Source organism: Steroidobacteraceae bacterium, assembly GCA_041395505.1.
GTDB lineage: Bacteria > Pseudomonadota > Gammaproteobacteria > Steroidobacterales > Steroidobacteraceae > JAWLAG01.
On record JAWLAG010000002.1, the window covers coordinates 475,649 to 495,366 of the forward strand.

At 60.1% G+C, this 19,718-nt stretch carries 15 protein-coding genes; 3 read left to right on the forward strand and 12 right to left on the reverse strand.

Annotation, left to right across the window (positions count from 1 at the left end; genetic code table 11):
- Position 1 precedes the first annotated feature (1 nt).
- From R3E77_14885 to R3E77_14900, 4 genes are all read right to left on the reverse strand, one after another.
- Positions 2-1,000: a 3-hydroxybutyryl-CoA dehydrogenase gene (locus R3E77_14885; protein MEZ5500696.1), complete on the reverse strand. Its 999-nt coding sequence runs from the start codon at positions 998-1,000 to the stop codon at positions 2-4.
- Entirely contained in the window at positions 997-2,073 is a 1,077-nt protein-coding gene (locus R3E77_14890) for an NAD/NADP octopine/nopaline dehydrogenase family protein (protein MEZ5500697.1), read from the reverse strand. The genes R3E77_14885 and R3E77_14890 overlap by 4 nt, the downstream gene beginning before the upstream one ends.
- A 66-nt stretch (positions 2,074-2,139) precedes the next feature.
- Positions 2,140-3,915 carry an alkyl sulfatase dimerization domain-containing protein gene (locus R3E77_14895; GenBank protein MEZ5500698.1) on the reverse strand — a complete coding sequence of 592 codons (1,776 nt, stop codon included), beginning with the start codon at positions 3,913-3,915 and terminating at the stop codon, positions 2,140-2,142.
- Between the two features lie 200 nt (positions 3,916-4,115).
- A complete protein-coding gene (locus R3E77_14900) occupies positions 4,116-6,422 on the reverse strand; it encodes a TonB-dependent receptor (protein MEZ5500699.1) in 2,307 nt (768 codons plus the stop codon).
- A gap of 415 nt (positions 6,423-6,837) precedes the next feature.
- Here R3E77_14900 and R3E77_14905 point away from each other — a divergent pair, with 415 nt between their 5' ends.
- Positions 6,838-7,716: an IclR family transcriptional regulator gene (locus R3E77_14905; GenBank protein ID MEZ5500700.1), complete on the forward strand. Its 879-nt coding sequence runs from the start codon at positions 6,838-6,840 to the stop codon at positions 7,714-7,716.
- Position 7,717: 1 nt separating this feature from the next.
- Here R3E77_14905 and R3E77_14910 read toward each other — a convergent pair whose 3' ends face one another.
- Positions 7,718-8,470: a hypothetical protein gene (locus R3E77_14910; GenBank protein MEZ5500701.1), complete on the reverse strand. Its 753-nt coding sequence runs from the start codon at positions 8,468-8,470 to the stop codon at positions 7,718-7,720.
- A 180-nt stretch (positions 8,471-8,650) separates the two neighbouring features.
- Between R3E77_14910 and R3E77_14915 the strand changes: the two genes are divergently transcribed.
- Positions 8,651-9,139 carry a MarR family transcriptional regulator gene (locus tag R3E77_14915; GenBank protein MEZ5500702.1) on the forward strand — a complete coding sequence of 163 codons (489 nt, stop codon included), beginning with the start codon at positions 8,651-8,653 and terminating at the stop codon, positions 9,137-9,139.
- Between the two features lie 65 nt (positions 9,140-9,204).
- On the opposite strand, the gene R3E77_14920 is transcribed toward R3E77_14915, so the two are convergent.
- From R3E77_14920 to R3E77_14930, 3 genes are all read right to left on the reverse strand, one after another.
- Positions 9,205-10,749 (reverse strand): GMC family oxidoreductase, encoded by a 1,545-nt coding sequence (locus R3E77_14920; GenBank protein ID MEZ5500703.1) that lies wholly within the window; start codon positions 10,747-10,749, stop codon positions 9,205-9,207.
- Positions 10,749-11,279, reverse strand: coding sequence for a hypothetical protein (locus R3E77_14925; protein MEZ5500704.1), 531 nt, complete (start codon positions 11,277-11,279; stop codon positions 10,749-10,751). The genes R3E77_14920 and R3E77_14925 overlap by 1 nt, the downstream gene beginning before the upstream one ends.
- Positions 11,280-11,389: 110 nt before the next feature.
- Positions 11,390-13,003 carry a hypothetical protein gene (locus R3E77_14930; protein ID MEZ5500705.1) on the reverse strand — a complete coding sequence of 538 codons (1,614 nt, stop codon included), beginning with the start codon at positions 13,001-13,003 and terminating at the stop codon, positions 11,390-11,392.
- Between the two features lie 136 nt (positions 13,004-13,139).
- Here R3E77_14930 and R3E77_14935 point away from each other — a divergent pair, with 136 nt between their 5' ends.
- Entirely contained in the window at positions 13,140-13,835 is a 696-nt protein-coding gene (locus R3E77_14935) for a cupin domain-containing protein (protein ID MEZ5500706.1), read from the forward strand.
- Between the two features lie 45 nt (positions 13,836-13,880).
- Here R3E77_14935 and R3E77_14940 read toward each other — a convergent pair whose 3' ends face one another.
- The 4 genes from R3E77_14940 to R3E77_14955 form a co-directional block, all read right to left on the reverse strand.
- Positions 13,881-15,590 carry an NAD-dependent malic enzyme gene (locus R3E77_14940; protein ID MEZ5500707.1) on the reverse strand — a complete coding sequence of 570 codons (1,710 nt, stop codon included), beginning with the start codon at positions 15,588-15,590 and terminating at the stop codon, positions 13,881-13,883.
- 11 nt (positions 15,591-15,601) lie between these two features.
- Positions 15,602-16,867, reverse strand: a complete 1,266-nt coding sequence (locus R3E77_14945; protein MEZ5500708.1) for a hypothetical protein — start codon at positions 16,865-16,867, stop codon at positions 15,602-15,604.
- On the reverse strand, positions 16,857-18,557 hold the full coding sequence (locus R3E77_14950; protein ID MEZ5500709.1) for an arylsulfatase: 1,701 nt from the start codon (positions 18,555-18,557) through the stop codon (positions 16,857-16,859). Before R3E77_14950 ends, R3E77_14945 begins: the two co-directional genes overlap by 11 nt.
- A gap of 143 nt (positions 18,558-18,700) precedes the next feature.
- On the reverse strand, positions 18,701-19,642 hold the full coding sequence (locus tag R3E77_14955; protein ID MEZ5500710.1) for a hypothetical protein: 942 nt from the start codon (positions 19,640-19,642) through the stop codon (positions 18,701-18,703).
- Positions 19,643-19,718 lie beyond the last annotated feature (76 nt).

Below are 19,718 nucleotides of genomic sequence, written 5' to 3' on the forward strand. Positions count from 1 at the left end.
ATCATTGATCAACTTCGTCGTCGGCCGGTACTGGCAGGCAATCCTGAAGGCGGAGGAGGTTCACCAAGCGCTGCATCACGTCATGGCGGTAGCGATCAATGTCGCGCCCGGCCCAATCGTAGAACCCCCGCCCGTCGCGAAGACCATTGCGGCCTTCCTTCATCAGCGTCGATACTATTTCGGGTGGCCGGTAGCGGTCGGCCTGCAGTGAATCGGCCAGATAATTGCTTGCGTTGTAGAGCGTGTCGTTTCCGCCGAAATCGATGAACTCCACCACGCCCATCCCTGCGTATCGGATGCCGAAACCGAAACGCGTGGCTTTGTCGATATCCTCCGCCGTCGCAGTACCCTGCTCGATCATCCGCGCCGCCTCGAGCATGATCAGGGTCTGGAACCGCGGAATGATATAGCCGGGTTCCGCTGCGCAGCGGACCGGAACCTTGCCAATGCCTCTCAACAGATCGTAAAGGCGCTTCACGGTTCGCTCGTCGGTGCCTGCGTGCGGGGAAAGCTCCACCAGCGGGATCAGGAATGCAGGATTCAGCCAGTGCGCGTTGAGGAACCGCTCGGGGTGATCAACGTGCTTGGCCAGCTCGGTGGACAGGATCGTCGAAGTCGTTGATGCGATAACGACATCGTCACGCAGATGCGGGACTGTCGCCGAGAATGCCTCGCGTTTGGCATCGATTCGCTCAGGCACGCCTTCGAACACGAAATCGGCCTTTGGCAATTCTTCGGCGATTCGCTCCGCGGGCACGAAGGAGATACGCGCAAGAACATGCTCGATTTGCGACTCACTGAACATGCCGAGTGCGGCCAGAACCGCAAGGTTGGAGCGAATTTCACCGAACGCCTGCTCCTCGAGCGCGCGCGTGGCGTCTTTCTCGCGCGCTTTGAGATCGACGAGTTGCACCGGAAACCCGGCATAGGCAAATGCATGGGCGATGCCCCGCCCCATCCGGCCGGCGCCTATGGAGCAAATCGTCCACTTGTTTTTCATGAAATGCCCTCGGCGAGTAGTACCCGGATTGCTGCCCGGTCGAGGCCTGCGAGCCCGAGTGATTCCCAGGTGCGCGGGCTGCTGCGGAAATTCTCCCCACAAATCGCCGATCCCATCGCGAGCAGTCCTTGCGCGATGGGCACGGCTACGCCCGCCCATTGCGCCAGCGAAACGAGGAACGACAGGCCCAGTTCCAGGTCCTCGCGCATGTAGCGGTGCGTGCAAAGGTCGATCTTCTCCCGCCAGTCGCCGCTGTCGACAAGAGCCTTGCGCGTATTGCTGTACATCCACTCGTCCTTCTCATAATGGTCGCTGAGCGGGAAATGGGGCGGCGCGTAGCCAAGCGCCTCCCGCACTGCAATTCTCTCCCGGTCGAGCGCATCGGTGACACGGCGAATCGCCGGTTGCGTTCCCTCGTTGTGGATGTCCCATTCCGGGAAGTGCTCGAGTGGACCCGCGTTCATGACGATGAGTGGAGGGTGAATGATAGGCCCGGCATTCATCAGCGCGCCGGACAGTGCGTCTTCGACAGGCTGCACGGACGGATATGCCTTGCGCAGCACCTCGAAAGCAGCGTCGCGGTTGCGCGATGGAAAAACGCCTGTGGGCAGATCCGATGCCCGGGTGGTAATCGCCACTTCGCGCGGGCCATGTTTGCGCGCAAGGTAGGGAAGCGTGCCGGTTTCGGCGAAGCTGACGTTCGCCCCTTGACCGGCATCGTGCAAGGCCTTCGCCATGACATAGCTACCAAATGTTCCCGGGGGAAGAAAAATGACCTGACCGTCGCGGACATGCGGTGCAATGGCCCGGGCGATGTCGACCTGTGCGAAAGCCGGCAAAGGCACCAGGAGCAGTTCTGCGCCGCGCACGGCCGTTCCGATGTCGTCAGTAGCCGCTGAAATCGGAACGTCGCGTCGTCCACGCGCGTCTTTGAGGGTGATCGAGCCATGCGTGATAACCTCGATCAACGCCGCGGCATCTCGGCGCCACAGGGTGACCTCGTGGCCCTGATCGCTTAGATCAGCTGCCGCAGCGTAACAGCCATGTCCTCCGCCGAGTACGGATATGCGCATCGATTGCACCCCTCCTGGATAGGCCGGTCCCGGCCGCGTGCCAGCCTGCCGAAGACAGTCTGCGGCTCAGTGCACGGTGAGCGATATTCGGCTGTTGCCGGCCGGTTCGAAATGGTTCAGGAATTTCTGCAGGTCCGCCGGTTCGCCATGCAGGCCCGCGTCGCCGCCCCTGACTGCGTCCAGCAGGCCTGTCGTGCCCAGCAGGAATCGGTTGTAAGCGGCTTTGGTCAGCGTAATGACGATGTCCGGATCGGTGAGCCCGACATCGAACTGGCATACGCCGCGGCGGATCGTCAGCGTGTAGCTCTCTTCAAGATCCGTGAAAACGAAACCGAGTGACATCCGGGTATCGAGCGCATCCTCGGCACGCAGGCGGCTGGTCCAGCCAGCGATACTGATGGCCGCAGGGGTTTCCGTGACGATGTCGGCGGGAGTGAAAATGCTGGCCATTCGAGCGGCGTTGACGCCGTCGCCCAGCGCACCATCCAGCTCCATTGCCGAGGTGAGATACCAGTTACGCCAGTTGATGTTGATGCTGGAATAGCCGAGCTGGCGAAATGCGTTCGCTTTCAGATGGCGTGCATCGGAATCACCATGGTCGATGCGTATCAGGTACGTCGCGAGTTCCGCAGTCCATTGATATTCGCCATCCTCGTAAGCCTTTCGCGCTGCCTTCAGTACCGGGTCCCGGCCACCCATCAGCTCGACCAGACGTTGCGCGCGGCTCGTCGGCGGAACTGGGTCCAGGTCAACAGGGTCGCCCTGGAACCAGCCCAGGTAGCCGTTGTAGATCTGGCGAACGGCCTGTTTGACGGTCCCGTAGTATTCGCGAAGATAGGGCGTGTATTCGGCCAGGTGCGGCGGCAGCCTCACCACTTCAACCAGCTCGTCCGGCGTCAGCCCCTTGTTCATCTGGCGCACCGTCTGATCATGGACGTACTGGATGCCATCGCGCGTCATGCGCAGGACTTCCTCGGCGCGTTCGGGACCATAAACCGGCTGGCCGTGTGTCGGTACAAGGTATTGCGGTTTCAGCCGGCGGAGCTTGTCGATACTGGCGACCCAGGCAACCGGATCGCGATACTTCGTACCCCTGAGTGTGTGCATATTGGGGAAGGCCGGGCCCTGTATGACCTCCGTATCGATCAACACCCCGCTCGACGGCAGGAATATGGCCAGCTCGTCCGGCGCTTCGCTGGGGACATGGATGATCTCGAGCTCGACCCCGGCAATCGTCGTTTTCAGGTAGTCGTCAACCGTATGCGTCGGCGCAATGAACGAACCACCACCGCCGGTCGGCAGCGGACCGGTGCCGGCGTTCATGCCCTCCTTGTCCTTGTCGCCAAGGAAGAAACCGAAGGAGTATCCAGCGCGCACACCCAGGATCGGACCCAGGGTTGCACTTTCGTCCACGAGATTGGCCATCATGCTCGAATGTGCGTAGATCGCGACCTTGCCGCTTTCGACTTCGCCGGCAGACACGAGGCCTTTCACGCCGTCGATGTGATCATGATGGAAATGGCTGTAGATGATGGCCTTGAGCGGCTTGTCGGTGATCTTGCGGAACTCTTCCAGGACCGCATGGCTCGTGACGGGACTCAGCTGCGCATCGACGAGAATGATGCCATCGTCACCGACGATCATTACGATGTTGGCGACGTTCCAGCCGACAGCGCAGTACACATTGTCGGCAACCTTGTAGATCTTTTTCGCAAATAGATCGGTGTGGCGTGCGAGTTCGGGATGGATACGTGGTGCCACTTCCTGCGGTGTCCCGGCGATGCAGGCACCGGCCGTCGCGAGAAGGATCGGCAGATATGTCAGCGAACCGGCGTATTGCATTTTCGCCGATCTCGTTGTACGGAACGCAAGGGCAGGCATCTTCATTGGCGGAACAAAGTAACCCCTGAGCGGACAGGATCTGTATGCGCGATTATTTTATATTAGATTATTTTATATGTAAAATAAATGAGCGCCACGGCGCGGCAAGCGACGAACGGGCGCTGCCCGGGCCGCGTCAGCGACTCGGGCAGCGAGGCCGCCTAGAAATTGAACCTTGCCTGTAGCCCGACACTCCGCGAGCGCTCCAGACCGATCATGTAGCTGCCCGGGGACCCGGGCAGATCGTTGGCGAAGAACATGACCTTTTCGTCCGAGAGATTCTTGCCGATCAAAGCGACTTCCCATCTGCCATCGTGGTCGCCGACGGCGAGTCTCGCGTCCCAGCGGATATAGCCATCCTGACGGTTGAACGGGTCGAGGTCGCTTTGCAGGTAGTAGGAGTCTGTTATGAATGCCGAAGGACTGAACCTGACGAGCAAGGACCCCGCATCGAAAGCCCACTCCGCCCTGATGGAGCCGGAGAAGTTGGGCGCGAACGTCGTCTCCTTTCCGGCCAGGTCCTGGAATCCGGTGGCGCACTGCCCCGCGTCGATCTGCACCTGGTTGCAGGCGCCGAGGAATTCATCGAACTGGGCATCCATGAAGGTCAGGTTGGCGAACAATGTCAGATTGTCGGTTGCGGAAAATGTCGTGTCCAGCTCGACGCCGCGAGTGGAGGACCCGGCGGCGTTCGAGACCGAGAACGTGAAGTTCGCGGGATTCAGCACACTTTGCTGGACGCCTTTGTAATCCGAGAAGAATACGGCGCCATTGAGAATGAGTCGATTGTTGAAGGCCCGCGTCTTGAAACCAAGCTCGTAGGCATTGACGGTTTCCTCGTCGAAGATCGGATTGACGTTGCCGTCGCGATTCGAGAAATCGAAACCTCCGCCCTTGAAACCCTGCGAGAAGCTCAGATAGGCCATGTTATCGGTGCTGAAATCGTGTTCGTAGATGACGCTCGGAAGCAGGTCATCCCAGCTCGCCGACGAATTCGACGAGCCGGCGGTGATGAAACCTCCGAATGGCGGCGGGATCAGCTGCCGTGATTCGCGCGTCAGAGTGACGTCCGAAAAGGTCGCCCAGCTTGCGAGCTGGGACATCGACTTCTCGATCTCGATCCAGCGCAGGCCGAATAGCAGACGATTGGCGTCGTTGACATGCAGGGTCATTGCCGTAAATGCAGACTTGGTCTTCTCATTCTGCTTGCGCAGTGACATCGTGCCGGCCTCGCGGCCGGCGGCCTGCGTTGCGGTGATGGCCGCCTGCCACGGCGGCGCGGCGACGAAATACGGGTTGTTGTTGCCGTCGAGGGTGACGTCACCATCCTGGAAGTAGAAGCCGAACATCCAGTCGAGTTTTCCTTCGGTGTTCGAAGTGAGGCGCAACTCCTGGCTGAACTGGTCGATCTCGTCGTACTGGTTGGTATTGAAGTTGGTGTATGGACCGGAATCGAGGTCCATGAGGTCCCGGTTTTCGTTTTTGATCCAGCCCGTTACCGAGGTGACCGTCGCGCCGCCGGCGTCCCAGTCCAGCTGCAGTGACGTATTGGAGAAATCCGCCCAGCTCATCTCGAACCTGCTGTGTTGCACCGCATAGTTGAGCTGGTTGTCGAACAGACCCGCATGAACCGCGCAGGATGATCCCGGCCGACCATTCGGATTGGCTGGCGGCGGGGCATTGCACTGGATGACTTCCTTCGCAAATGGCGCCGTCTGCTCCATGTCGCCGAAAGAGTGCTTCAGTACGGCTTTGAACGACTCGGTCGGCTCCCACACGGCGGTAATGCGGCCGAATTTGTCATCGTGACCGCCTTCCTGGCCGCCAAACCAGGTGTTGTCGATATACCCGTCCATGTCGTACTTGCGGGCAGCCAGACGGACAGCGAATCGATCACCCAGCGGGATATTCAACGCAGCTTCGAGATTCTTCTCGCCATGATTGAAATCGCCCATGGCGCTTATGTGGCCATTGAATTTTTCGCCGACGGTCGGCGTCGCTGTCGTGATGTTGAAGGCACCGGCGATCGAACTATTGCCAAAGAACGTCGTCTGCGGGCCTTTCAGCAATTCAACTCGGTCGAGATCGAACATCATGGCGCGCGATCCGCGTGAGCGTCCCAGGTAGACACCGTCGATGTAGGTACCGACTGCCTGCTCAAAACCGCCATTGAACCCGGAGCCGATTCCTCGAATATAGAGTTGATCCGATGCGCCGCCCTTGACCACCGTGACAGCCGGCAGGGTTTGTGACAGGTCGTTCATGTCGACAGTGCCCTTCTCGAGCAACTGCTCGCCAGAGACGACCTGGATTGAGACCGACACGTCCTGCAGGCCTTCTGCACGCTTGCGGGCGGTGACGGTGATCTCCTCGAGTTCCTGCGCAAAGGCAGGGCCGGCGACTACGCAGCCGGAAAGGAAGGCGATGACCGCGCCTTGGCACGGCCTGATCCATCTACTGGTTAGCATGGCATTCTCCTCAGCATCCCTAATACTTGCGGAGGCCGCGGCGATCCGGCTGCCGTCGGAACCTCTCCCCCTAGTTGCCGACATTCATTTTAGCTGAATGCATTCGCTACATTAGTCTACATCAACAAAAAAGCAAGCGAAATTGCGGGGCGAACAGACGCCCAATTCAAGTATATTTGATATAGATAAACGACATGCATATTCCTAAACCGGCACCCTGGGTTGCCCCAAAACGACGTGTCGACCATCCCGACACGATTGTCGGGCGATTCGACGGGACATCGAGGCAGCGAACGGCTGGTGCCTTCTTATTAATGTGCAGGTTGCTGTTGGGCGCAATGAGACGTATTTCGACGCGCATTGCCCTCAACGCGGAGCGCCTTGACCGCAGCTTGCTGCGCGTGACCGCATGGACATGAAAGCTATACTACCGCCGGAAACGGCGCCGCCGTCCCCGGAGCTACGTGTGCGCAGTACCCGAGCGAGCAAATCCACCCGCAAGGGCATCCAGTCGATCGAAATCGGATTTTCAATTCTTTCCGTCCTGATGGAATCGACACGTCCGCTGCCACTGAAGAGCATTGCCAGCAAGAGCGGCCTGTCGCCGAGCAAGGTGCATTCCTATCTTGTGAGTTTCTGTGCGCTCGATATCGTTGCACAGGACCGCCAGAGCGGCCTGTATTCGCTCGGCCCTTTTGCATTGAAACTCGGGCTCAGTTTCCTGGAGCAGTTCGACCTTTTCTCCGCAACCCGCCCCGAGATGAGCCGGCTTGCCGAGGACATCGGCGTGACCGTTTTCCTCGGCGTCTGGGGCAATCATGGACCGACCATCATCTACCGGGTCGACGGCCCGCTCAGCCAGGCGGTTCTCGACATTCGCGTAGGTTCCGTCCTGCCCATACTGCGCTCGGCGGTGGGCAGAAATCTTGCCGCACACCTGCCGTGGAGCATTGTTCGCCCGATCGCCGTCGCGGAAATCGAGCAGGTGAAACCTGGCGATTTCGATTCCGACACGATCGAAGATCCGCAGACCATGGTGACTTTCGAGAAAGCCATGGCCAGGATTCGCACCGACGGCATCAGTCGCTGCCGCAAGGGACTGCTGTCGGACTACACCGCACTTTCCGTACCCATATTCGACTTTTCCAGGACGGTGGTGGGCGCACTGACGATGATGGGGCGAATAAACAGTTTCGACGACAATCTGACTGGAATACCCGCATCGAAGTTGAAAGAGGCTTGCCGGCGAATTTCCTCTGCCTGCGGTCTCATGCAGCAGGATGCCGCTCGATAGCTCAACTGCGCGCTCCGCGTTCCTGAAGATCGTCCCCCGACCCTTGCGCCGACATGCGAATGCCGGCCGCGATATCCTCGGGAATCGGCACTGCGCGCATCGGATCGCGAAGTGCCGTGACCAGAACCTGTTCGGTGCGCAGCAGTTCGCGATCCCCGCGGTACAAACGAACATCGAGCGTGATCGAACTCGTGCCAATGCGCGCGGTGTCGAGAATCATGGTGACTCTTTCACCGACGGCCGGCAACTGGCGGATCTCGCTCGCCAACCGCACCGTCGGAGTCGATACCCCTCCTGTTGCGAACATCGTGGCGAACGGGACGCCGACCCGATCGGCAAACCAGTCCTCGACCATGTCGCTCAGAAACTCATAGTAGCGGGACAGGTGCAAGCGCCGATCCGGACCGACCATCCAGCCGGCGATTTCGCGTTCCTGCCGAAACACCCCTGTTTCGCTGAGCCGCCCGGGCGGGCGGGTCAGCCCGCATAGCCGGCATTCGAATATCAACCGCTCGTCGTGGAAGGCGTCAATTCCTGGAGCGGCGTCGTCTGTGCCGTCCCTAATGCGAAATTCAAGCCGCTCGCCGAGACGCGCCGGCGCCCGAAATACCAACTCGACTGACCGGCCGACTGCCTCCTCGGCAAACCCTGGAAATGCTCCGGCGAGCATCTCGATGTAACGCGGATAGAAAACGATTCCAGCCCGGTCGACATGGGCAAAGCGCACTTTCTGGCTCTCTCGTTGTCCCGGCATCGATTCTCCGAGCGGCGGCCGAAGGCTGCCGACACGTCCACATGGTAGGTACATCGTGTTTCATGCGCAAATATTTTATATACAAAGTATTAAGGCTGAGTTATTTTGGAGTGCTGCCAACGCAACAGGGTGTTATTCTGGGGGCTGTTTGCCTGCTTGCCCATGGAGGCTTGCATACCGATGCCCGCCGATTCGACCCGATCGCGCCGCAAGGACGCATTGCGAACCTGGCTGCGCCTGCTGTCCTGTGAAAGTGTCATGGAGCAGAAGCTGCGATCGCTGTTCCGTGACAACTTCACTGTGACCTTGCCCCAATTCGACGTACTGTCGGAACTCGATCGCGCGGATCACCCGCCGACCATGTCGGAGCTGTCGCGCGAACTCAAACTCTCGAACGGCAACATCACGGGCGTGATCGACCGCCTGGTGCGAATGGGTTTGGTCGAACGCAGCCGACCGGATCACGATCGTCGTATTCAACAGATCGTTCTGACGTCGAAGGGTACGAAGGAATTTCGGCGCATGGCGAGTCGCCATGCTGAATGGGTCGACAAGCTGCTCGCCGCTCTGAGCCAGAAGGATCTGCAGCAATTGCAGGCGTTATTGGTCAAAGTGCGCCATTCGATCGAATCAAATGATTCCAGGGGTCACGCAGGTGCCCGAAACTAGCCAGCTTGCGGTGAACGGTCTTCCAAGGCGCTGACGGGTGTTTCCGGGATACGGAAGGATCCGATTCAGCCGAACTGCCTGGCGAGGTGTTCGGCCTGCCGCAATGCCAACGCGACTATCGTGAGAGTAGGGTTTTCGCAACCAGCCGTCGGGAACAGGCTGCCGTCGCAGACGTAGAGATTTTCGATATCGTGCGTTTGTCCCCAATGGTTGCACACGCTTGTTCTCGGATTCCTGCCCATGCGCGCCGTGCCCATATTGTGGGTAGCCGGAAACACACCGATCATGTCAAAGACGTCGATGGCACCCAGGGACTGATAGATGGCACGTGCCTTTTGAAGTGCGAACGACCGCAGGGCAACCGAATTGGGGTGATTGTCGTAGCGGACGACGGGCACCGGTAGTCCGTAGCCATCCTTCAACGTAGCGTGCAGCGTAATGCGGTTGGTCGCCGCCGGAAAATCTTCACCGTGAATCAGCATGGCGGCGAGACTGTCATACCGTTCGAGGACCGAAGTGATTCGCTCGCCCCACACTCCCGGCATGAGGAGTCGCGCGAATATCTCGGGGGTAAACGGTACTGTCTCGAACAACACACCGCCGAGAAAGCCCCGTTTCGGGTCGCTGTGTGCCTCATCTGCAACCAGCCCGGCCTGGTGCGTGCCGCGGTGCAAATGCACCTTGCCCGGCATGACGCCGACAGCCGCCGCAACCACATGATGCATGTAGTTCCGGCCTACCTGGTCGCTCGAGTTCGCAATACCGTTCGGGAACCGGCTGCTCGTCGAGTTCAACAATAGTCGCGTCGTCTCAACCGCATTGCCGGCGACACAGACTGCCTTGGCCGCCTGAAAAATGCTCGTGCCTTCGCGATCCAGGTACTCGACGCCGGTTGCGCGGCCCTTGTCGTCGTGAACGATGCGGGTGACCATGCACTGCTCACGAAGTTCGAAACTGTCCGTCGCCTCGGCCTTGGGAATTTCCGACGCATAGGTCGACCACTTGGCGCCAATCGCGCAACCGCTGGTGCAGAAGCCCAGCTGCTGACAGCCTGGGCGGCCGTCGCGCGGAGCCGGGTTGATCGCGACATGGTTTGTCGAAATTTGCCTGTAGCCGATTTTGCGCGCGCCCGCTTCGAGAACCCTGTAGTTGTTGTTTCCGGGCAGGAATCCGATATCGCCCGTACCCGTGACGCCCATTCGATTCTCGGCAAGCGCATACCAGGGCGTCAGTTCGTCGTAACGCAACGGCCAGTCTTCGATTGTCGTGCCATCGACGTCACCGTAGGTGGAGCGCGCCTTCAGTTCGTGCGGCTGCAGGCGAAGACTGGTGCCTGTCCAGTGCATCGTCGTTCCGCCGACGGTCTTGCAGTGCCAGACGGGAAACGGTGGCACCGCATCCCCCTCGCCCAGTCGCCGGTCCTGCCAGGTAATGCGCTCGAACATCTTCGCTTCATCAGTGACAATTTCGCCAGGTTCGAGTCGACGTCCGGCTTCCAGGCAAACCACGGGCATGCCTCGCTGTGCAAGCTCGTTGCTGATGACTCCACCACTTGCCCCGGAGCCGATGACCACGATGACCGATGCATCCCGCGTATCGAATTGCCTCATCAGACTGCCTCGACTGCAGCGTTCGGAAGCCAATCGATATCGTCAAACCCCCGCTTCAGGTAACCGCCGAACTCCAGCGATGAACCCTCATAACCGATCATCGCCCAGATGTCCGGATGCCTGTAGATCGTGTTGAGCGATGTTTGCAGCAGCGGATCGAACCACGGTTTGTCCTGAAGATTCTCAAGAATGGCGACTTTCGTCGCAGCGGATTCGTCCAACCATCCAGCCGCGGACCGTGCATCGAGATCGTCGACCGCCGCGACGAGTAGCTTCCTCGTGTCGTCGTTGCCCGACGCCATTCCATCCAGGGTTGCGATCACATCGAGGTAGGGCGTATCGGGTGCATCGGCGTGGGGAAACAAGGCCCGGGATACCCCAAACAGTGTTTTCGCCTGGCGTGCCGACAATGACTTGTACGTGGGCTCGACTGAGGCTGCATCCTTCGTCGAACACCCCGACAGCAGTGAGTTCGCGAGGGGTCCCAGAGCGACAAGCGCGGCCGAGCCGACAAATCTTCTGCGATCCACGGGCAGCTCCTTGTGGTTGCGGCTGTCTTCGCACCCTCAGGATACGCTATACAGCAAAGTTTTGGGTGTAAAGCATTTGTCCGGTCGACGTCCACTCGCCCAACGCAGGGTCACGACAGCGCTATCTCGTGTTCGAACAGCGGCTGCATGGTTTGAATTCGCGCAACGGATTCTTCGCGTAACCAGCCGAAGAAGCGAACCTTCATGCTCCGGCGCGTGACGTCGATGATCGAGAATCCGTTCTTCTCGAGCGGCGCAAGTAATTCCTCGACACGCAGGGCGCCTGGTACGGTCGCGCCGGTGCCGCGAAAACGGCTTGGGAACCCCGGTCCCGTGGCGCCAATCGGTCCGACACATAGCGCATGGACCGGATTTTCGCTGAACTTCAACTCGCCGCTCGCAGTGATCTGACCGCAGGCCAACGCATGAATGTCGCCCGACATGATGAGCGCCGGCCGCGAGTGCTGCTTCGCCAGCATCTCCACGATGCGCTGATGCTGATGCCACCAGCCGCCCGGCCAATACGGCTTCGGCGTAGTCGTGCCCAACGAACCATTTGACTGCAGCACATCGGGATACCATTCGCCCCATTTCCCCGCAGACCAGCCGAGCGGCGTGGAGGGAATATGGGCGAGATGCGCAGTGTCTGTCGCCGTGGTCCTGCGGGCAAGCCAAGCCTCGACTTCCGGAGGCACCATGGTTGCTACCGGTCCCTGGAGCGACACGTAACGCTTGGTATCGTAAAGAAGGGCTTCGAACAGCTTGCCGTAGCGCAATGTGCCAAAGGACTCGGAGAGATCGTCGGCCCGGCAGGTCAACGCGCCCGGGAGCCAGTTGTCGCGGGTTTGATCCGGCAGGAATTCGGGATAGTAGAGGCGTTGCGTTGCCCGCGCCGCGTTCAACATGTGCCGATCCGGTGGCAGCGTGAAGAAGTCTTCGTGCGCTTCGTCATTCTCAAACATGTCGTGGTCATCACTGAGGAAAAATGACGGCACCGAGCGCAACATTACCCCGTAGAGCAGAGCTATCTGGTCGTCGACAATACGCTTCAGGACAGGCTCGTTGCTGGTCCCGAGTACCGGCTTGCCCCGGTCCATTGCACCGTATTCCTCGAACAGCTCGAGCCACGGTGCACGAAACCACTCCGGCTTGTTGCGCGTCGTTCGCTGATCCCAATAGATGTGATCACCATTGGCGACAACGACATCCGGATTGAAGTCGAGTCCGCGTTGCAGCAAGCGTCGGCGCTCGTCCATGCTCAGGAAAAAGGTCTCACCGTTTGCCATTTTCAGGCGCTCATTGCCGCCCGCACAGGTGTAGGTGAGAATGCGAAGCTGTTCGACATCGGCGCCCGGGGCGGGAAAGGTCCTGAGCCGCCACGAGTCGGTTCGCTTGCCGTTGTCCTCCTGTTCGAGGCGTAGCTCGTATTCGGTCGCGGGCTGCAAGCCCTTTGCCCGGAATTGCCAGAATCGGCCGGCGGTGTCGGTCATTGTTCCGTCAATCGCGACGTCGCCGACCCGCAACCGGGGTGCGATGCGGCGCGAATCACGGAAAGATGCCTTGATCAGGATCTGCTCGTGGTTGGCGCTCGGAATCAGATGAACGAGGTCGGCTTGATACCAGTCTTGCCTTGCCTGCATCGAGGCCGCATGAATCCTGCCGCAGATCAGCGAGGGGGGTACGGCGGCAATCATGCCCAGGGCGCGTCTTCTTGATAGGTTCATCAGTCCTGCCTCTCCGGGTTGTCCGCCTGGACCAGGCCAGCCCACGCCGTTATTTTACACTATATTATTTTAGATATAAAATAATGACCAGGTGCCCGTGGTGCATGCATATGATCTGTGGACGAAAGGAATTGGCATGACCAGCAAGCGAGCAGGATCCGCCCTGCGCGCATTGCCGCTCCTGTTGGTTGCGACGGGCGGCTGCAACGCAAATCGCGTCCAGAACTGGGTGCCGGTTTACGACGAGCCGAGGCACCGGCTGGCATTCGAGAATGATGAGGTCATGATCCTCGACGTGGACCTCCCTCCAGGGTATGTGAGCCTGTATCACAAGCACGAACTGGACCTGCTGTACGTCACCATCTCGGGTTCGCGGGTCTGGGCACAGCCGCTGGGCGCGGAAAGACGTGAGGCTGATGTGCCGACCGGCGACCTGAGGTTCAGCTCCGACAACCATCCGCTACCACATATCCACCGTGTCGGAAATATCGGCACGACGCCGTTTCACGTCATCGGCGTAGGTATCAAACGCGCCTCCACCCGACAGACGAATGCGCTCAGCGGAGACCTGTCCGGAATGCACAAATCGACGGAGAAGCCGGGCGCAGTCGTCTTCAGTATGCAGTTGGGTCCCGGGGAAAGAACCGGCGAACATCGGCACGACTCATCGTTCGCCACGGTTTTCCTCACGGCCGGGAAGCTGGCCGCACCCGATGGGAGCATCGTCGACGTTTCGGCCGCGGATTATCGATGGCAACCCGCCGGGACAGTGCATCGCTACGAGAATGCAGGCACCGGGCCAGTACAGATTGTGGAAGTGGTGACGCGCTGAAAGACCGTTGAACGGTTGCTCGGCGGCCGGCCGCGACCGACCAGACTATTCAGCCTCGATGATCGGATAAGCGGCGCGCCAGCGCTCGCTTTCAAGTCTTCCGGGCACACTTCGGGTATCTTCGATCCGAGCGACACCATCGGCAATGGCTTGCTGCGCCACGGCCTCGGCCACCACACCGCAGACATCCCACAGTCGTGGCAAGTCGGGCAGCAACCGCCTTTGCGCCATTTCGGCGTCGGTTACGCAGGCCGCCAATGCCGTGCTCGCGGCGCCAATCATGCTGCCGGTAATTTCCCTCGCATTGCAAATCATCGCTCCGAGGCCAATGCCCGGGAATACGAATACATTGTTGGCCTGGCTCACGGGCCTGAGACCGCTTTCGGTAGCAACCGGATCGAAAGGGCTGCCTGTCGCATAGAGCGCAGTTCCCCCGGTCCATCGTTCGAGGTCAGCGGGCAAGGCTTCTGTCAGAGCCGTCGGATTCGACATGGGCAATATGATGGGCCGCCCAGCGCCTGCTGCCATGGCGCGCACGACCTGCTCATCGAAGACGCCGGATTGCCCCGACGCACCTATAAGCGCGCTCGGTCGAAACGCGCTCACGACGGCTGTCAGCGACGCATGATTCGCTGGCGCCAATCCCAGCGACGCCACGCGTTCGGCAGGCCAGGCGAGCTCGCACTTGTATGATTCCAGTCCCGGGCGATCCGTGCTGATGACACCGCGGCTGTCCATGACGAGAATTGCGCTCGCCTGACCGTCTTCGCTCATCCCTTCATGCTGCAATTGCCGTCGCCACTGCCGGGCGATACCGAGACCCGCGGCACCAGCCCCGTAGATGAGTACGCGGCTTCTGTCGAGAGGCACGCCCGTGATGCGATGCGCCACCCGCATGCAGGCACTGGCGACGGCGCCGGTCCCCTGTATATCGTCATTGAACGATGGCAACACCGTGCGATAGCGGTCGAGGACGGCAAGCGCATTGTGCTTGCTCAGGTCTTCCCATTGAATGATGACATCGGGAAATACCGCGCGTGCCGCGCCCACGAACTCCTCGACGAACGCCTGGTAGGCGTCACCGCGCAATCGCGCGCTGCGATAGCCGAGATACAGCGGGTCATCCAGCAGTGCCCGATTGTCCGTGCCGACATCGAGCGAAATCGGCAATGTTCTGGCGGGGTGTATTCCGGCACCCACGCAGTACAGCGCCAACTTGCCGACGCTGATGGCCATGCCGCCGGCGCCCTGGTCGCCGATGCCCAGTATCGCTTCGTTATCCGTCACGACCATGAGACGAACACCGGCATACGGCGCGGCAGCGCGAATGACTTCCTCCATGCGGCCCAGGTGATCAGGAGTTATGAATAGCCCGCGGCCGCGTCGAAATACGTGCGAGTAGTGCTGACACGCTTTGCCGACGGTCGGCGTATAGACAATCGGCATCAGTGATTCAAGATGCAGGCTCAGGACTTTGTAGAACAGCACCTCATTGCGATCCTGCAGCGCCGCGAGGTCCAGGTAGCGGGCGAAAGCGTCGCGCTCGCCGCCCATCGATTCGACAATGCGCCGCGCCTGGGTATCGATATCGTTGTACTGGGCAGGGAGCAGCGCCTCGATTCCCAGGCGGCGTCGCTCTTCGCGCGTAAAGCCAGTCCCTTTGTTGTACAGCGGGAAGCGCAGCAGGTCCGTGCCGCGCCGTTTTACTCGCAGCCGATCACCGCTTAACGAGCGCCGCAGATCGAAAACTTCCATTGTGAGGGCGATCAGCCGCCAGCGCGTATCGAGAAATAGATGACTAGCAGAGCGACCATAGCACCGATTCCCGCCATACTGTAGCTGCGCATGAATCTGCCGGGGCGCTGGTAGGGGGGAACGTCCGGACCGAGCATCGCGGAGTGATTGAGCCATGCATACAGTGGCCCCGTAACGAACACAATGAGCGCAGCCAGATCGATGAAAGCCGCAAAGGCACTCATGAACAAGGCAAGCACCATCAGTACGGCAACAATCAAACCAACGACCGCCACGTCGTATACGGGCATACCGCGCAGCTTGCCGCTGCGCTCCGGCCAGCGCGCAAGGACGAGCGCTTCGATCACCCTCGGATAGGCATCGAGCAAGGTCATCAGCGTAGAGAGCATGACGGCCGCGGCGGCAACTCCGATGATGGGGTATGCCCACGAACCGATGGTCGCCGTGAACAGACTGATGACCTGGTTCGCGAATCCCGCAGGATCCTGGGCGAATTTCTGGCCACTGCCGTACATGACCGCGGCGCCCAGCAACATGAACGCAAGGGCCAGTATCACCGAGATTCCAAATCCAATGTTGAAATCGAGCCGGCTCTGCGCCGGCGTCAACGGTGTCGCCGACAGCCGGGCCTTCTGCCGCGTCCATAACGACTGGATGACGCAGGCATCCATCGGCGAAGGCATGAAGCCCATCAGCGCTACGACGAATGCGATTGACTGGGCATTGAATTTCGCTGGCAGAAAATCCGCCGGCGTCACATGGATGCGCGAAATGACCACCGCAATCGTGATGACGATGAGGACGGTAAACAAGACGACGACAGCCTTGGTGACCATTTCAAGCATTCGATATTTGCCGCTCAACAGCAGCACTGCGCAGCCACCGAGCAGAATGGCCGTCACCGCAAGATCGCTGATCCCGAGTCCGAGCGTCGCCTTCAACAGTCCGGCAGTCGCTATGGTCACGGCGGCAACCGCAAACGGCATGGTCAGAATCTGCGCCAGCGCATATGAGTAGAAAATAACCCTGCCGCGGTCGCGATAATTCTCGATCAACGACTTGCCGGTCGCCGCGGCATACTCGCCGCCAAACCGCAACGCGGGATACTTGATCGCGCAGGCGACTATGATCGCCGCTGTCATGGCCAGGTAATAATTTGCACCGGCCCGGGTTGCCTGGACGAGATGCGAGATTCCGACCGCGGCACCGGCGTAGAGTATGCCCGGACCCAGTTGGCTCCAGCGCAGTCGCGCACGACCGGTAACTTCAGTGTTCATAGTGTCGATTTACGCGGCCATACTGGAGATTACTGTAATCCTGCAACCACACGCCGTTTCGATGCAGATAGGCCGACCAGTCCCTCAGCATGCGCCGCAGCTGCCGCGGATTGCCCTGGGCAAGATCGTTGCCCTCGAATGGATCCTGCGCGAGATCGAACAACTGCCACGCAGCCGTTCCGTAGGGAGACTCGACGCGAACGATTTTCCAGCGCCCGCGACGAACGGCAGTGCGCCCGAACAGTTCCCAGCCAACTGCACGGGAGCTGTCTTCGCCAGCTCTTCGCGACACATCCTGCAGACGCGACAGCAATGACCGTCCCTCGATCGGAATCAGCTTGCGGCCTTGATACCGGGCGCCAGGGCCGCGCACGCCAGCGATATCCAGAAGGGTCGGCGTGATATCAAGCACGGTCGCGAATTGCGTGTCGACACCGGCTGGCGCCATGTCGGCGGGTAACCAGGCGATGGCGGGCACACGGATGCCCCCCTCCGTGGGGAACGCCTTGTAGAGCGCGAACGGTGTCGCGCTGACACGCGCCCAGCCGGGACCATAGGCGGCGAATGAGCCAGGATCCCCCAGGCTTTCGGTGCGCGTGTCGAATCGCTGCGGAATCCAGGTCGCATTGTCCTGAATGACATAGGGATCGTTGCCTTCGGGCCCGTTATCCGACAGAAAGAAGATTGCCGTGCGTTCGAGCTGTCCGGTTTCGCGCAAATGCGCGAGCAGCCTGCCGATCTGTTCGTCGAGGGCATCGACCATGGCGGCATATACCTGCATACGTCGGCTTTCCCGACCGCGCATCTGCGCATCCAGGCTCGACCAGTCGCGGGCGGCCGGATCGCTGCGCTCAGGTTGATGCGCGAGGCCAGGCGCAAGCCTTCCAAGCTGGCGCATCCGTTCGACGCGAGCGTCTCGTATGGCGTCGTAGCCTGCATCGTAGATGCCCGCGTATTTTTCGATCGTTGGTCGCGGTGCCTGCAGCGGCCAGTGCGGCGCCGTATAGGCTGCGTACATGAAGAAGGGCCGTCCGGCCGCGCGCGCCTGGTCACTGTAAGCGATCAGCTTGTCGGTGTAGCTTCGCGACGAGTAAAAATCGGGCGGCAGCTTGTCGACCGGCTGCCCGTCCTCGCGATACTGGGCCTTGGGCTGGGCACTGGTTCCCGCATCCATGGTGTAGTGCGACGCGGCACCTCCCAGCAAGGCGAAACTGTGCGCAAAACCGCGTGTATGCGGTCCCGTCGCGTCACCACGACCCAGATGCCATTTGCCGGCCATGTAGGTGAGATAACCGGCATCGCGCAACAATTCGGTGACCGTCACGACATGCTCGTTCAGGTAACCCTCGTAGCCTGGCCGTGGCCGGCTGTAGAGCGCACCGCCTTCGTCGAGTCCACCCATGCCGTTGCGATGGTGATCGACGCCTGTCAACAGCATGGACCGCGAAACCGAACAGGTCGCGGCGGCATGGAAATCGGTGAACAGCACGCCGTGTCGCGCGATTTCGTCGAGATTCGGGGTGCTGATCTCGCCGCCGTATGCGCCAAGATCGGAATAGCCCAGATCGTCGGCAACGATGAGAAGGATGTTGGGGCGCTCGACGGTTTGCGCCGTCGCGCATTGCGCCAGCACCGCCAGACAAAGCGCAAACCTGCCCACAAGAACCGATTTGCCTTGGCTTGCTAGCACGTCGGCACCCCCATCGGTTCATATTATATTATTGAATACATTCAGCGCAATTGAATGGCCACCAAGCCCGGGGTATTCCCGGCGGAAAATCGGCCGGGCAGTCCGTCGGAAACGCCGACTGCGGGGCAGCGTTGCCGGCTGACTCAACCCGGCGCGTTGTTCGGCTGCGAAGGTTTGCCGCGATCTAGTTGCTGCCGGGAAAGCTCCGCCTTCTTGTGCGCCGGCGTGAGGATGGCAAGCACGGCAGCGATGGCTATGCCGACGGTGACGAGCGTGATTTCAAACCAGTATTCGCCCGGATGGACCCAGAAGTCCTTGTACAGATTCCAACGGCCCATGATCTCCTCGACATTCCAGCTGATGATCGCAGTAGGAATGGCGTAACGGATTGCCGTCGTCACGCGCCAGAAACGCAAGAGACGCTGGATCAGATAAACCGCCCATATGACATTGAGGAAGAACAGCACATAGGTCACGGGGTGGCGGTCACCAAGAATGCTTTCGTCGTAGATGAATAGCAGCAGCACGTAGAAGAACCAGATGACGTAGATCGTCTCGAGCGCCGTGATCGCCGCGAAGTTGCGTTCATGCGAGGGATTGGGCTTGCCGGTCTTCAGGCCGAGATTGCGCTGCAGCCACAAGAAGAAATTGCACTTGGTTTCCTTGTTGAACAGGAAATAGGTCAGCGTTGCGGCCAGCACGCCAACGGAGGACATCATCACCAGGTACTCGTTCTTGGTGGCGATTTCGCCGGGGTGGTAGGGATCCATGAGGTCCTTCACACCCAGATAGTCCGCAGCCCAGACGTAGGAGAATTCGACCCAACCCGTCCACAGGCAGGTTCCCGCCCAGAACCCAATCCAGGTCGCGGCAACTTCATTCTTGCGGCGCATCCCCCACCACAGAAAGACAGCGCCGAACAGTCCGAGACCAAACGCTGTCTGCAGCACATAATTCGGTCCCGGCCAGATATGCTCCATGATCGTCATCTGGGCATGACCGAGGCCCTGCACGAGAAACACGATCAGAAAGGCAATCAGGCCCACCCATGGTGGCCGATAGAAGAAATCCTTGAAACTACCCATGCGCGCAATCCTCGTGAATGACACAATTCTAGCCCGCCCTTTCCGTATGCTGGGTCAACACTCGGTCAACGACGCG